Source organism: Arthrobacter sp. NPDC056727 (genome assembly GCF_042790555.1).
In the GTDB taxonomy this organism is placed as follows: domain Bacteria; phylum Actinomycetota; class Actinomycetes; order Actinomycetales; family Micrococcaceae; genus Arthrobacter.
The window spans coordinates 1-14,221 of sequence record NZ_JBHTZA010000022.1; the positions used below are offsets into that span (position 1 = coordinate 1).

15 protein-coding genes are annotated in these 14,221 nt (G+C 66.2%); 5 read left to right on the forward strand and 10 right to left on the reverse strand.

Going from position 1 to position 14,221, the window contains the following annotated elements; translation table 11 throughout:
* Window positions 1-161: 161 nt before the first annotated feature.
* Together ACFRAH_RS18785 and ACFRAH_RS18790 are read right to left on the reverse strand one after the other, a co-directional pair.
* Window positions 162-1,361, reverse strand: a complete 1,200-nt coding sequence (locus ACFRAH_RS18785) for an amidohydrolase (protein WP_377992421.1) — start codon at window positions 1,359-1,361, stop codon at window positions 162-164.
* 99 nt (window positions 1,362-1,460) lie between these two features.
* Complete coding sequence (locus ACFRAH_RS18790; protein WP_377992422.1) at window positions 1,461-2,594, reverse strand: mannose-1-phosphate guanylyltransferase; 1,134 nt, start codon at window positions 2,592-2,594, stop codon at window positions 1,461-1,463.
* Window positions 2,595-2,851: 257 nt separating this feature from the next.
* On the opposite strand from ACFRAH_RS18790, the gene sdhC reads away from it, so the two are divergent.
* The 5 genes from sdhC (at window position 2,852) to ACFRAH_RS18815 (ending at window position 7,293) form a co-directional block, all read left to right on the forward strand.
* Window positions 2,852-3,232 (forward strand): succinate dehydrogenase, cytochrome b556 subunit, encoded by a 381-nt coding sequence (sdhC, locus tag ACFRAH_RS18795; protein ID WP_076798412.1) that lies wholly within the window; start codon window positions 2,852-2,854, stop codon window positions 3,230-3,232.
* Between the two features lie 3 nt (window positions 3,233-3,235).
* Window positions 3,236-3,727, forward strand: a complete 492-nt coding sequence (locus ACFRAH_RS18800; protein WP_377992423.1) for a succinate dehydrogenase hydrophobic membrane anchor subunit — start codon at window positions 3,236-3,238, stop codon at window positions 3,725-3,727.
* A gap of 105 nt (window positions 3,728-3,832) precedes the next feature.
* A complete protein-coding gene (sdhA, locus tag ACFRAH_RS18805; protein WP_377992424.1) occupies window positions 3,833-5,635 on the forward strand; it encodes a succinate dehydrogenase flavoprotein subunit in 1,803 nt (600 codons plus the stop codon).
* Between the two features lies 1 nt (window position 5,636).
* Window positions 5,637-6,419 carry a succinate dehydrogenase iron-sulfur subunit gene (locus ACFRAH_RS18810; protein ID WP_377992425.1) on the forward strand — a complete coding sequence of 261 codons (783 nt, stop codon included), beginning with the start codon at window positions 5,637-5,639 and terminating at the stop codon, window positions 6,417-6,419.
* A gap of 103 nt (window positions 6,420-6,522) precedes the next feature.
* Window positions 6,523-7,293 carry an alpha/beta hydrolase family protein gene (locus tag ACFRAH_RS18815; protein ID WP_377992426.1) on the forward strand — a complete coding sequence of 257 codons (771 nt, stop codon included), beginning with the start codon at window positions 6,523-6,525 and terminating at the stop codon, window positions 7,291-7,293.
* Here the strand turns inward: ACFRAH_RS18815 and ACFRAH_RS18820 are convergent.
* From ACFRAH_RS18820 to ACFRAH_RS18855, 8 genes are all read right to left on the reverse strand, one after another.
* Window positions 7,250-8,314, reverse strand: a complete 1,065-nt coding sequence (locus ACFRAH_RS18820) for a YihY/virulence factor BrkB family protein (protein WP_377992491.1) — start codon at window positions 8,312-8,314, stop codon at window positions 7,250-7,252. The genes ACFRAH_RS18815 and ACFRAH_RS18820 overlap by 44 nt on opposite strands.
* A 37-nt stretch (window positions 8,315-8,351) precedes the next feature.
* Window positions 8,352-8,960: a 2'-5' RNA ligase family protein gene (locus tag ACFRAH_RS18825; protein ID WP_377992427.1), complete on the reverse strand. Its 609-nt coding sequence runs from the start codon at window positions 8,958-8,960 to the stop codon at window positions 8,352-8,354.
* A gap of 4 nt (window positions 8,961-8,964) precedes the next feature.
* Complete coding sequence (gene trpS, locus ACFRAH_RS18830; protein ID WP_377992428.1) at window positions 8,965-10,053, reverse strand: tryptophan--tRNA ligase; 1,089 nt, start codon at window positions 10,051-10,053, stop codon at window positions 8,965-8,967.
* A gap of 18 nt (window positions 10,054-10,071) precedes the next feature.
* Window positions 10,072-10,905, reverse strand: a complete 834-nt coding sequence (locus ACFRAH_RS18835) for an exodeoxyribonuclease III (RefSeq protein WP_377992429.1) — start codon at window positions 10,903-10,905, stop codon at window positions 10,072-10,074.
* A 10-nt stretch (window positions 10,906-10,915) separates the two neighbouring features.
* Complete coding sequence (locus ACFRAH_RS18840) at window positions 10,916-11,473, reverse strand: hypothetical protein (protein WP_377992430.1); 558 nt, start codon at window positions 11,471-11,473, stop codon at window positions 10,916-10,918.
* A gap of 78 nt (window positions 11,474-11,551) precedes the next feature.
* The gene (locus tag ACFRAH_RS18845) at window positions 11,552-12,385 is read right to left on the reverse strand and encodes an ABC transporter permease (RefSeq protein WP_377992431.1); all 834 of its coding nucleotides are present in this window, start codon (window positions 12,383-12,385) and stop codon (window positions 11,552-11,554) included.
* Window positions 12,382-13,200, reverse strand: coding sequence for an ABC transporter permease (locus tag ACFRAH_RS18850; RefSeq protein ID WP_377992492.1), 819 nt, complete (start codon window positions 13,198-13,200; stop codon window positions 12,382-12,384). Before ACFRAH_RS18850 ends, ACFRAH_RS18845 begins: the two co-directional genes overlap by 4 nt.
* 79 nt (window positions 13,201-13,279) lie before the next feature.
* Window positions 13,280-14,215: an ABC transporter ATP-binding protein gene (locus ACFRAH_RS18855; protein WP_377992493.1), complete on the reverse strand. Its 936-nt coding sequence runs from the start codon at window positions 14,213-14,215 to the stop codon at window positions 13,280-13,282.
* Between the last annotated feature and the right edge of the window lie 6 nt (window positions 14,216-14,221).

Below are 14,221 nucleotides of genomic sequence, written 5' to 3' on the forward strand. Positions count from 1 at the left end.
TCTATACCTGTGGGGGCATATTCTGTTTGCCACACTTTACGGCCCCCACACACCGCGGCCCCTTACTTTTGGGCCCCTAAAACCAGGGTTTCAGGGGGCCACAACTGTACGTTCGCGCGGGAGGCGGAGCTGAAGTGTCCGCTTGCGGGGGGACGGCCGGCTTAGAGGTCCCGGATGGTGCGGAGTGCTGCGGCGGTGAGGACCTGGATACCGAGTCCAAGGGCACGCTCGTCCAGGATGTAGTCGCCGCGGTGCAGGTCATACTCCTCGCCGCCGGGGGTCTTGGTGCCAAGGCGCATCATGGCCCCGGGCAGCTCGGCGAGGAACCATGCAAAGTCCTCCCCGCCCATGGACTGCGGCGTCAGCACCACTGCGCCTTCGCCGATCTCAGCGCGTGCCGCGGCTTCGATCAGTGCGGTTTCGTGCTCCGAGTTGACCACCGGAGGAACGCCCCGGGTGTGCTCCAGCCGAACGTCCACGCCGTAGGGAGCGGCCACCTGGTGCACCACCTCATCCAGCAGTTCGCCGGCGCTGTGCCAGGCATCCCGGTCCAGGCAGCGCATGGTGCCTGCCATGTATCCGGTGGCGGGGATCGCGTTGGGGGCCGAACCCGCGGAGATGTGTCCCCACACCACCGAGACGCCGCTGCGGACGTCCACCCGGCGGGACAGGACGGCCGGCACGTTCACGGCAATCTGGGCCAGCGCGAACACCAGTTCCTCAGTCAGGTGCGGGCGCGAGGTGTGGCCTCCACGGCCGGACAGTTCGATCCTGATGGTGTCGGACGCCGAGGTGATGGCGCCGATGCGCGTGCCGATCTTGCCCACTTCGATGCGCGGGTCGCAGTGCAGCGCCAGGATGCGCGGGACGCCGTCCAGGACGCCCTGCTCGATACAGGAGTGTGCGCCGCCGGGCATGGTTTCCTCGGCCGGCTGGAAGATGATGCGCACTGTCGCCCCAAGCGGGGACTCCTGGTGCATGCGGTGCAGCACCAGGGCGATGCCCAGCATGGTGGTGGTATGCACGTCGTGGCCGCAGGCGTGCGTGACGCCGTGGTTCTTCGAGGCGAACGGCAGTCCCGTTTCCTCGATGATCGGCAGGGCGTCGATGTCGCCGCGCAGCGCCGTGGCGATCGGGCCCTCACCGATGTCCACGGTCAGGCCGGTGCCCTCCAGGCGGCGGGGCTCGAGGCCGGCGGCCTCGAGGCGCTCTGCCAGCTTGTCCGTCGTCCGGAATTCCTTGAAGGACAGTTCGGGGTGCGCATGCAGGTCACGGCGAAAATCGATCAGTTCCGGCAGCAGGGGCTCGAGCCACGGCCCCACCAGGGCGGTGGGCTCAGCTTCAGTAGTGTAATTGCGCACACCTCAACTGTAGCGATGCCGGAAAAATTAGCGGCATCGCCTTCCCCGCGTTACGTGTCCGCCGCCCCGGGTTCACGTACCCCTGGGCGGTGCCGCCCGCTAGAGAACGTCGGTGTCGCCGCTGGCCTTCAGCGCGTCCACGGCCTGCTTGACCCGCTGGGCGTGCTGCTTGGTGGTGACCAGCAGCGCATCCGGGGTATCCACAATGACGACGTCCTTGATGCCGATCAGTGCGATCACGCGCTTGGTGTCCGAGACCACCACGCCGCTGGCGTTTTCGGTGAAGACGCGCGCGCCCTCCCCGAGGACGGTCACCTCGTCCACCTCTTTGGCGCTGTTCAGCCGGCCCACGGAGGCGAAGTCACCGACGTCGTCCCAGCGGAAGGATCCGGGCACGACGGCGACGTCCCCGGCTGCCGCAGCAGGCTCCGCTACCGCATAGTCGATGGCGATCTTGGGCAGGGTGGGCCAGATGCGCGCGGTGACTTCGTCACGCTGCGGCGTGTCCCAGGCCTGGGCGATTTCCTGGAGGCCGTTGAAGAGCTCGGGCTGGTTCGCTTCCAGGTGCTTGAGCATGAGCGAAACGGGCGCGACGAACATGCCGGCGTTCCAGACATAATCGCCGCTGTCCACGTACTGCTGGGCAACGTCCTCGTCCGGCTTCTCCACGAACTCGACGACGGCCTGGGCGCTGGGCGCCCCGGGGATGTGCAGCGAGTTTCCGGACCGGATGTAGCCAAAGCCCGTGGAGGGGTGGGTCGGCTTGATGCCGATGGTGACGATCTTGCCGGCCGCGGCAGTGTGGATGGCTTCGCGCACGGCGTCCTGGAAGAGGCCGTCGGGGCTGATCACCTGGTCGGCGGCGAAGGAGCCCATGATGACGTCCGGATCGCGCTGGTGCAGGATGGCTGCGGCCAGGCCGATGGCGGCGCCGGAGTCCTTCGGTTCGCTCTCGAGCACGAGGTCAGCGTCCTGGACCTCGGGCAGCTGACGGCAGACGGCCGCGCGGTGGGCCTGGCCGGTGACCACCAGGACGCGGTCTCCGGCCAGCGGCTCCAGGCGGTCGTAGGTGGCACGCAGGAGTGTGCTGCCGGAACCGGTGAGGTCGTGAAGGAATTTGGGAGCTGCTGCACGCGACAGAGGCCAGAGGCGGGTCCCCACACCACCTGCAGGAATCACAGCGATAAAACGGCTGAGAGGTGAATCCTGGCTTGTCACTTTGTCGTTACTCATCACGGCCTACTTTAGCCGACGCGCCCCAGGGCGCCCTTTCGCCGGCCGCCAGCATGCGGATAGGGCGGCAACAGATGTGGTGTTTGTCTCAAAAGAGCCGAAAATCCGTACAGTACGTGGCGGGCAAGGAACACCTGAATTGAATAAGCTGTAAGCGAAGCCTAGATTTAGGCCTGAGCTACGAGTGCTCTCGCAGCAGGCGTTTCCCCCGGCGTGGATCCCGCGCCAGCGCCGCTGTGTTCAGGGAGGTTTATTCAGTGCCGACGAAACCAGCTGGCACCTTGTACCGCGGCCGTGAAGGCATGTGGTCCTGGGTTGGACACCGCATTACTGGTGTAGTGATCTTTTTCTTCTTGTTGGTCCATGTGCTTGACACCTCGCTGGTGAGGGTGTCGCCGGAGGCCTACACCGCCGTAATCGGTGCCTACAAGAACCCGCTGATGGCCCTGGGTGAAACGGGCCTTGTCGCAGCGATCGTGTTCCACGCCTTCAACGGCCTGCGGATCATCGCCGTCGACTTCTGGAAGAAGGGCGCCAAGTACCAGCGCCAGATGCTGTGGGTGGTCCTGGGCCTGTGGGTCGTGACCATGGTCGCCTTCGCCATCCGCCACCTGTCCCTCGCGCTCGGAGGTCACTAAGCCATGTCTGCAACTGAGATCCAGTCCCCGCGCAGCGGACAGATCAGCGGCAAGCCCGAGTCCGGCAAGATCGCCCCGAAGTACCGCCGTAACGGCAGCTCGCGCGGCAACTTCGAAATGCTGGCCTGGCTGTTCATGCGCCTCTCCGGCGTGGTCCTGGTTGTCCTGATCTTTGGCCACCTCATCGTGAACCTCCTGGTGGGCGAAGGCATCCACGCCATCGACTTCGGCTTCGTCGCCGGCAAGTGGGCAGATCCGTTCTGGCAGTTCTGGGACCTCGCCATGCTGTGGCTGGCCATGCTGCACGGCACCAACGGCGTGCGCACCATCATCAACGACTACGCCGAGAAGGACTCCACCCGCTTCTGGCTCAAGATGGTCCTCTACGCAGCCTCCGCCGTCATCATCATCCTCGGCACCCTGGTGATTTTCACCTTCAACCCGTGCCCCGTGGTGGACGGTGTCCAGCTGCCCGGCGGCTTCTGCCCCGCGTAGCATCCCGTGGCGGCCCGCCATCGATTGGCGGGCCGCAATTTTGTGCGGACACGGCTGAGGCCGCCCGCTGTGATCATTGCGAATTTGAGAGAAAGAGCGTCTGGTATGCAGGTCCATAAGTACGACGTCGTCATCGTCGGTGCCGGTGGCGCCGGGATGCGCGCCGCGATCGAGTCCGGTCAGCGTGCGCGAACAGCGGTACTGACCAAGCTCTACCCCACCCGCTCCCACACGGGTGCGGCACAGGGCGGCATGTGTGCTGCCCTGGCCAATGTCGAGGAAGACAACTGGGAATGGCACACCTTCGACACCATTAAGGGCGGCGACTACCTGGTTGACCAGGACGCCGCCGAGGTCATGGCCAAAGAGGCCATCGACGCGGTGCTGGACCTCGAAAAGATGGGCCTGCCGTTCAACCGCACGCCCGAGGGCCGCATCGACCAGCGCCGCTTCGGCGGCCACACCCGTGACCACGGCAAGGCTCCGGTGCGCCGCGCGTGCTACGCCGCCGACCGCACGGGCCACATGATCCTGCAGACGCTCTACCAAAACTGCGTCAAGCACAACGTTGAGTTCTACAACGAGTACTACGTCCTGGACCTCCTGACGGTCGAGGAAGACGCCGTGCGCGAGGACGGCACAACGTACAAGCAGAAGCGCGTTGCCGGCGTCGTGTCCTACGACCTCGCCTCCGGCGAGCTGCACGTCTTCCAGGCCAAGTCCGTGGTGTTCGCCTCCGGCGGCGCGGGCAAGGTCTTCAAGACCACCTCCAACGCCCACACCCTCACCGGTGACGGCATGGGCATCGCGTTCCGCCGCGGCATCCCCCTGGAGGACATGGAGTTCTTCCAGTTCCACCCGACCGGCCTCGCCGGCCTGGGCATCCTCCTGTCCGAGGCCGCCCGCGGTGAGGGCGCCATCCTGCGTAACTCGGAGGGTGAGCGCTTCATGGAGCGCTACGCCCCCACCATCAAGGACCTGGCGCCGCGTGACATCGTGGCCCGCTCCATGGCCAACGAGGTCCGCGAAGGCCGCGGCTGCGGTCCGAACAAGGACTACGTGCTCCTGGACCTGACGCACCTTGAGCCGGCGCACATCGACGCCAAGCTGCCGGACATCACCGAGTTCGCCCGCACCTACCTCGGCGTGGAGCCCTACACGGAGCCGGTCCCCGTCTTCCCGACGGCGCACTACGCCATGGGCGGCATCCCCACGAACATCACCACCGAGGTCCTCCAGGACAACGACACCGTGGTTCCGGGCCTGTACGCTGCCGGTGAGGTTGCCTGCGTTTCCGTGCACGGCTCCAACCGTCTGGGCACCAACTCGCTGCTGGACATCAACGTGTTCGGCAAGCGCGCGGGCATTGCCGCCGCCGAGTACGCCAAGACGGCTGACTTCGTGGAGCTGCCGGAGAACCCGGAAGACTTCACCATCCGGCTGCTGGACGTGGCCCGCAACGCGAACGGCACCGAGAAGGTCTCCGCGATCCGCAAGGAACTGCAGGACACCATGGACGCCAACATGCAGGTGTTCCGCACGGCAGACACCCTCAACCAGGTGCTCAGGGACATCGAGTCCTTCGAGGAGCGGTACACGCGCATCAACGTCCAGGACAAGGGAAAGCGCTTCAACCTTGACCTGCTGGAGGCCGTTGAGCTCGGGTTCCTGCTGGAACTGGCCAAGGTCATGACGGTTGCCGCCCTGCACCGTGAGGAATCCCGCGGCGGCCACTTCCGCGAGGACTTCCCGGACCGCGACGACGAAAAATTCATGAAGCACTCCATGGCGTACAAAGAAGACCACGCACCGGCCGACGGTTCCGCTGAGGAGGCAATCGCCGGTGTCCGGCTTGCCACCAAGCCGGTTGTCTTTACGCGCTACGAGCCGATGGTGAGGAAGTACTAATATGTCCGCTGAACTTGCTGAGCCAGCCTCCAAGATCGAACTTCCTGCCGGTGTTGGCGGCGGCGGGGAAATCCCGACGTTCGACATCACCCTGCGCGTGCGCCGCTACGACCCCGAGGTTTCCGCCGAAGCCCGCTGGGACGAATTCAAGCTGACCATGTACGGCACGGACCGTGTGCTGGACGCCCTGCACAAGATCAAGTGGGAAGTGGACGGCAGCGTCTCCTTCCGCCGCTCCTGCGCCCACGGCGTCTGCGGTTCCGATGCCATGCGCATCAACGGCCGCAACCGTCTTGCCTGCAAGACCCTGCTGAAGGACCTGGAGACGTCCAAGCCCATCACCGTTGAGCCCATCAAGGGCCTGCCGGTGGAGAAGGACCTGATCGTGGACATGGAGCCGTTCTTCCAGTCCTTCCGCGAAGTCATGCCGTTCCTCATCAACAAGGGCCACGAGCCCACGAAGGAACGCCTGCAGTCCGCCGAGGACCGTGAGCGCTTCGACGACACCACCAAGTGCATCCTGTGCGCCGCGTGCACGTCGTCCTGCCCGGTGTTCTGGACCGACGGCCAGTACTTCGGCCCGGCGGCGATCGTGAACGCGCACCGGTTCATCTTCGACTCCCGTGACGACGCCGGCGACATGCGCCTGGAGATCCTCAACGACAAGGAAGGCGTGTGGCGCTGCCGCACCACCTTCAACTGTTCCGAGGCATGCCCCCGCGGCATCCAGGTCACGCAGGCCATCGCAGAGGTCAAGCAGGCCATCCTGGCCCGTAAGATCTAAGGCCGCTTTTTAGCGGACAAAAGAGTACGACGGCGTCGCTCACCACGTGCGGAAAACGTACGGTGAGCGGCGCCGTCGTTGTTTACCGACAGAGAGAGAACAGATGCACCGCTCCGAGAAAGTCTCCTTCGAAGGCACCACCGGCGAACTGCTCTCCGGCATCCTCGACGTGCCGGAAGGCCCGGTGAAGGGTTGGGGCGTGTTCTCGCACGGCTTCACGCTGGGTAAGGACAGCCCCGCGGCGTCCCGGATGTGCAAGGCGCTTGCGGACAACGGGATCGGCATGCTCCGGTTCGACAATGTGGGCCTTGGCGGCTCCGCAGGCCAGTGGTCCGCAGGCTCCTTCAGCCACAAGGTGGCGGACACGGTGCGGGCGGCGGAGTACATGCGGGCCGAGGGCCGGGCGATTTCCCTGCTGGTGGGGCATTCCTTCGGTGGCGCGGCTGTCCTCGCGGCGGCATCCGAAATTGCTGAGGTCGATGCGGTTGCGACCGTTGGCGCGCCCTTCTCCCCCAAGCACGTCGCGCACGTGTTCGATGCGGCGCTGGACAAGATCCTCAGCGAAGGCAGCGCCGAGGTGGACCTGGGCGGCAAGCGTGTGGAAATCCGCAGGCACTTCGTGGAGGACCTCGAGAACGCCGACCTCACAGACTGCATCCGGCGGCTGCATAAGCCCCTGATGGTCCTGCACTCCCCCACGGACAACACCGTGGGCATCGAGAACGCCAGCACGATCTTCCAGACGGCCCGCCACCCGCGGAACTTCGTCTCGCTGGAGGGCAGCGACCACCTGCTGACCGGCAAGGGGCAGGCGGCACGGGCGGCGAAGATTATCGCGGCGTGGGCCGACCAGTACCTCGACGCCGGACAGTGACACCCACGGGGCGCGGATGCTCGGCCGGGTGGTGCCGTTCCACCGGCGTCTTACCGGGCTGCACCTGCCGTGCGCCCCAGCCTGTGGTTTTGGCTGCCGGCGAGGCCTTCAGGTCCTCCTCCCGGATGGCCGACCAGGAGGCGGACACGAGGTAGACCTGGCTGACCAGGTTGAACCAGATCAGCAGCCCGATGATGATGGCGAACGGCGCCAGGATGGGGTTGCGTCCGGCACCGGCGAGCAGTTCGGTGCTGAAGACCTGCAGGACGGTGGTGCCCACGCCTGCGAGGATGGTTCCCTCCAGCAGCGCCTGCCGGGAGAGCCTGAGTCCGCCGGCCAGACGGAACATGATGAGCGCGGTGATCCAGTTGAGGACCAGCGGCACGGCGATCTTGATCAGCGCAGCCACCGGCCCCGCCACTGCCGGGTCCAGGCGCAGCTGGTCCATTGCCCAGCCGGCCGCCGTGCCGAACACGAGCGACGCACCCGAGCTGATGACCAGGGCGACACCGAGCAAAAGCAGCGTTCCGGCGTCGTGCAGTTTGAGGACCACGGGGTTGAGCTTGAGCGGGCCCAGCATCATCACGCCGCGGAGCCCCTCACGGAGGCCGGCGATCCAGCCCAGGGACGTGACGATGGTGACGACGGCGGCGATGACCGCGGTCCACCCCAGCCCGTCGGGGTTCAAAAGGTCCTTCGGATCCACCAGCCCGTCGCCGCCGTCGACCTTCAGCAGGCCGGGGGCGCTTTCGGCCACGCTGGCAACGATCCGGTCCAGGAGCGCTGGCTGGCCGCGGAGCGCCAGCCCCGCGATGGAGAAACCGGTGGCCAGCAGGCCGGTGATGGAGAAGAACATGTTGAAGCCGGTGCCGGCGCTCATCAGCGGGCCGTGCTGCAGCGTGTAGTGCTGCCAGGCGCGCATCGGGCGGAAGGCATTGAGGCGGGCCTGGCGCCACTGGACCAGGGCCCTGAGCTGCGGAAAGGCTCCCTGGCCGGACCGGCGGGCCTTGCCCCACTCCACCTGCTTGCGGATGACCTCCAGCTTAAGGCGGGCCCGCTCAGTGGGGAGCGGTGGCTCCGTCGGGGTTGTTTGCTCGGAGGGCGTCCCGTTCGTCGTCTGGTTCGGTACCAAAGTCAAGCTCTTCCCGTAGCTGCCAAATACCGTCGGTGTCGTGCTCGTAGAGTCCCATGCTAACCACCGGGAAGGTGGCCCTGTAGTCTTTCAGCACCGTTTCGGCCTCATCGAGGCTTTCCGGTGCCACATCGTGGGCGATGGTCACATGGGGGTGGTAGGGAAAGGGCAGCTCGCGTTCCAGCGGTCCGGTCTGGAGCTTCTCGTGGAGGTCGACGCACTCCTGGAAGCCCTCCTCCACGTTGATGAACACCACCGGGGAGACGGGCCGGAAGGACCCCGTTCCGCAGATGGTCACCATGAACGGGGCCTGCGTCCGGGCCACCTCGCGCACGTGGTCCCGCGCCGTTTCCCAGTCCTGCGTGGGGGTGGTGGTCACGAGGGTGATGTGCGCCGGAATGACCGTAGCCATGGGGTCCCCGAAGGACGCCCGCCACCGCTGCAGTTCCGCGGCGATTTCAGGCGGGAAGCCCAGAATGACCCCGAGGCTCATTCCTTCGCTGACTCCGCTGTTGGCGGGCTTGGGGGCCGGCATCTCGCTAGCGGGCTCCGGCATATGGAAGGAAACCGGTCTTGGCATAGACGTCCTGGAGGGTGGCCGAGGCAATCTCGCGGGCTTTGTCCGCGCCCAGCGCGAGCAGCCGGTCCAGTTCAGCCGGGTCCGCCAGCAGTTCGTTGGCGCGGTCACGGATGGGGGTCAGGTGCTCGGTCACCACTTCGGCGAGGTCCACCTTCAGGTGGCCGTACATCTTGCCATCGTACGCTTTGACCAGCTGCTCGACCGTCTGCCCGGTGATGGCCGAGTAGATGGTGAGCAGGTTGGAGACGCCGGGCTTGGTTTCGCGGTCGAACCGGATCTCGGTCTCGGCGTCGGTCACGGCGGACTTGATCCGCTTGGCCGTGACCTTGGGCTCGTCGAGCAGGTTGATCAGGCCGGCGGGCGACTCCGCGGACTTGGACATCTTGGCCGTGGGAAGCTGCAGGTCGTAGATCTTCGCCGATTCCTTCTGGATGAAGGGTTCCGGAACCGTGAAGGTCTTGCCGAAGCGCGAATTGAACCGGGTGGCGAGGTCGCGGCTGAGCTCCACGTGCTGGCGCTGGTCCTCGCCCACCGGAACGCCCTGCGGCTGGTAGAGCAGGATGTCCGCGGCCTGGAGGATCGGGTACGTGAACAGTCCAACGCTGGCGGAGTCCGAGCCCTGCCGGAGCGCCTTGTCCTTGAACTGGGTCATGCGGGAAGCTTCGCCGAAGCCCGTGATGCAGTTCAGGACCCAGGCCAGCTGGGCGTGTTCGGGCACCTGGGACTGGACGAACAGGGTGCACTTGTTCACATCCACGCCGCCGGCGATGTACTGGGCAGCAGTGACGCGTGTCCGGCGGGCCAGCTCTGCGGGGTCCTGGGGGACGGTGATCGCGTGCAGGTCCGGGATGAAGAAGATAGCGTCGTACTCATCCTGCATCCGGACCCAGTTCACGAGGGCGCCGAGGTAGTTGCCAAGGTGCAGCGAGTCGGCGGACGGCTGCATGCCGGACAGGATGCGGTGCCGGATGCCGGCGGCCGGCCCGGTGCCGTTTGCTGCTTCGGGCTGCGCGGCGGCGGTGTCGGTCACGGTGGAAGTGGAAGTCATTCGTCGGAGCCTTTGGAACTAGAGCCGGTAGTCCACTACCAGCGGGGCATGGTCAGAGAAGCGGGTGTCCCACGACGGCGCCCGGTCCACGACGGCCTGCACTGCGGCAGCCGCGAGGGCGGGCGTGGCCAGGTGGTAGTCGATGCGCCAGCCGGTGTCGTTGTCGAAGGCCTGGCCGCGCTGCGACCACCAGGTGTAGGGGCCGTTGACGGTACCCGCCAGGCCCCTGTGAACATCCTTCCAGCCGATCTCCTCACCGAAGAAGCGGTCAAAGTAGGCACGCTCCTCGGGCAGGAAGCCGGCACGCTTGACGTTGCCCTTCCAGTTCTTGATGTCCAGCTCGGTGTGCCCGACGTTCAGGTCACCGGTGACCAGGGCGTGGTCGCTGTGCTTGGTGAGCTCGGGCAGCCGGGTGGTCATGACATCCAGGAAGCGGTACTTGTCCTCCTGCTTGGGGGTGCCGGCCTCGCCGGAGTGCACGTAGGCGCTCACGACGGTCAGCTGGGACGCGTTGCCTTCGGCGTCGCGGACCCGGAAGTCCGCCTCCACCCAGCGGCCGGCCGTGGCGAAGTAGTCGTCGCCGATGTGGTCGCGGGTGACCAGGGGTTCCTCGCGGGAGGCGATGGCGACGCCGGCGCGGCCCTTGGCCTCGGCTTCGGCGTGCAGGATGTGCCACCCCTCGCCGATGAGCTGGCGGACGATGGCGTCCGGGGCCCGGACTTCCTGCAGCGTCAGGATGTCCACTTCGCGGGCCGCGAGCCACTCGGCCATGCCCTTTTTGTAGGCAGCGCGGAGGCCGTTGACGTTGACTGTTGCGATGCGAAGGTGGTCCTTCTTCAATGCCGAGCTCACCCGTTCCACTCTAGTCGATGATGGTTCCGGTCACGGGCTCGCCGGAGCCGCCGGAGGACTTGATCATGTCACGGGCGTTGGTGGCGGTGATTTCGATGGTCTCGAGGGCGCGGCGGATGGTGTCCTGGTCCGCGGCGGCGCCCTTGGCCCGCTCCTGCTCCACCACGCGCACCTGCACCTGGACGATCTTGAAGGAGTGGTCGAGCTTCATGTCGCGGAGTTCCTCCGCCTCGCTGCGCTCCTGGACCAGGCGGGTTCCGCCGTGGCCGGCCATCGCGGGCGCGCGGCCAGTGGCGGCATTGAATGCGTTGTGTGCCTCGTTGATCTTTGCCCCGGCCTTCTTGGCCGCCCGCTGGATGCTGAAGACCACGAAGGAGGCGAGCGCCAGCCAGAACAGGGCGACGACGGCAACTACCCAGCCGACGACGTCGTTCTGGTTGGCGGCGAAGATCACTGCCACCAGAAAGGCGGTGATCAGGACCAGCAGGCCCGGGCCGCTGATGCGGAACAGGGAGAAACCGCCCCGGCCCGGGGTGGATGAAGACTTGGGGCTGCCCAGAGATTGCATGAAGCTATTCTCTCAAATCCCGGGAGCGCCCCAGGACGCTTCCACCGGCGGCGAACACCGGCCGGCACCGGCAGGCACCTACTTGAGGAACAGGCTGCGCAGCCTTCCCGTGGTGAGCATGAGGCCCAGCACGATCATCACCAGGTAGTAGCCCACGTGGATGGCCGTGGCCGGCGTAAAGGAGGCGGCGCTGATCTGCCGCAGCAGCTCCACCCCATGCCACAGCGGCATGGCCTGGATCAGCCACTGGATGTACTGCGGGTAGACACTCAGCGGATAGAAGGTGGCGCTGAACAGGAACATCGGCAGCATGATGAAGTTCACCCAGTCCATCTGCTGGAAGGTCTTCATGAAGCTGGTGATGCCCATGCCGAAGCTGGCGAACCCGAAGGCAATGAGCACCGAGACAGGAATCATCAGCAGCGCCCACGGTGTGGTGATCAGGCCCATCACGCCCATGACCGCCGTAAACCCGGTGGCGTACAGCAGGCCGCGCAGCAGGGCCAGGAAGATCTCCCCGATGGCCACATCCAGCGGTCCGAGCGAGGTGTACAGCATCCCCTGGTAGAGCCTGGCGAAGTTCATCTTGAAGAAGACATTCCAGGTGGAGTCGTACACCGCCCCGTTCATGGCCGATACCGCCAGGAGCGCCGGCGCGATGTACGCCGCGTAGCTGATCTCCTGGCCGCCCGGGCCGGCGACGGAGCCCACCACGGCCCCCATCCCCACACCCATGGAAATCAGGAACAGCACCGGCTCGAAGAAACCGGACAGCATGACCAGCCAGTTGCTGCTCTTGGTGGCCATCAGCCCCCGCCCGATCACCGCGCGGGCATTGCGTGAATACAGCGGGCCGAAGCGCCGGTTCCGGGCCTCCTCGGTGACGGCGTGGCCCTGGGTCAGGAGTGTCACTGCCCCATCCTCCTGGCGAATTGGCGCCTGGTGAGGACCCAGCCGAACCAGGCCAGTCCCAGCAGGAACACGACATGGATGATGGTCAGTACCGGGGATTCGTCGTAGCCAAAGGTCATGACACGCCCCAGCTCGGTGCCGTGCCAGATGGGCGAAATCCAGCCGATCCAGCGGACCAGCACTGGCAGCGTGTCCAGCGGAAAGAACGTACCGGAGAACAGGAACAGCGGCATGACGATGAACCGCATCACCATGGCGAACTGGCCCTTGTCCTCCTTGATCGACGCCGCGTAGGCCATGAGTGGAAGCCCGAACGAGAGCCCGGCCAGGGTTGCCACCAGCACGGAACCCCAGCCCCAGCCGCTCGGTGATGCGCCGAACAAGGCCACGATGACGAAGTAGATGACGGACTGCAGCAGGAACCGCAGGGTGACAGCGATGATCTGCCCGGCAGCGATCTGCTCCGGGGTCAGCGGGGAGGCGTGCGGCCCGTAGTAGACCCGGCGCCACTTGAAGCCGTCCATCACCGGGAACGTGAACTCGTTGGCGGCCGTCATGACCGCGGCGGAGACCAGCAGGGCGGGCGCGATGAAGGCGATGTAGCTGACCCCGCCGAACGCGGAGGCGCTGTTGGTGTCCACCAGCGTCGCCAGGCCGACGCCCATCGCGAACAGGTAGGCCGCCGGCTGGCCCACGCTGTACAGGAAGATGGACCAGCCGTAGCCCTTCATGACGCGCAGTACCTGCTCGGCGTAGTAGAAGGCGCCCCAGCGCCGCGCCTTGGCGGCCGACACCTCGGGAGGGTGAGCGCGCAGGGCGTGTCCCGCCGTCGGACTTTCCGGGGAACCAGCGGTGAGGGACCCGGCAGACCCGGCGGTGCGGCCCGCGGTTGGCTCAGTCAATGAGGCTCCTGCCGGTCAGCCGGAGGAACACGTCCTCCAGCGAGGACCTGCGCACCAGCGAGGTCAGCGGGCGGAGCCCGCGTGCGGAGACTTCCTCCAGCGCCGCCTCGCCGTCGTGGGTGTAGATCAGCACCCGGTCCGGCAGCGTTTCAAGGCGTTCGCCGATGCCCCCGAGCTCGGCGCCGATGCTGGCATTGCGCTCCGAACCGAACCTCAGCTCCAGGACCTCCCGCGTGGAGTAGTCGCGGATGAGCGACGCCGGCGAGCCCTCCGCCATGATCCGGCCCTTGTCCACCACGATCAGCCGGTCGCAGAGCTGCTCGGCCTCGTCCATGTAGTGGGTGGTGAGGATGAGCGTGACACCCTGCTCCTTCAGCCGGAACAGCCGGTCCCACAGGATGTGCCGCGCCTGCGGGTCCAGGCCGGTGGTGGGCTCGTCGAGCAGCAGGATGCGGGGCTCGTTGATGAGCGAGCGTGCGATCGTGAGGCGGCGCTTCATGCCGCCGGACAGTGCGTCCACCTTGGACTTGGCCTTGTCCGTCAGCTGCGCGAACTCGAGCAGCTCGTCCGCCTTGGGCCTGAGGTAGCTCATGGGCAGGCCGAAGTAGCGGCCGTAGACCAGCAGGTTGTCCCGGACCTTGAGCTCCTCGTCCAGGTTGTCCTGCTGCGGCACCACGCCTAGGTGCGCGCGGACCTCGGGACCGTTCTGCTCGGGGTCCAGCCCCATGATGGTCAGGTTCCCGGAGGTCCGCTGGGACACCCCGCCGATCATTTTCATGGTGGTGGACTTGCCGGCACCGTTGGGTCCGAGCAGCCCAAAGGACTCCCCCGCGGGAACGCTGAAGGAAATACCGTCGACGGCGGTGACGTCGCCGTAGGTCTTGGTCAGGTTCTCCGCGGTGATCACGTACCGGGGCGCGGCGGGCAGTGGTTC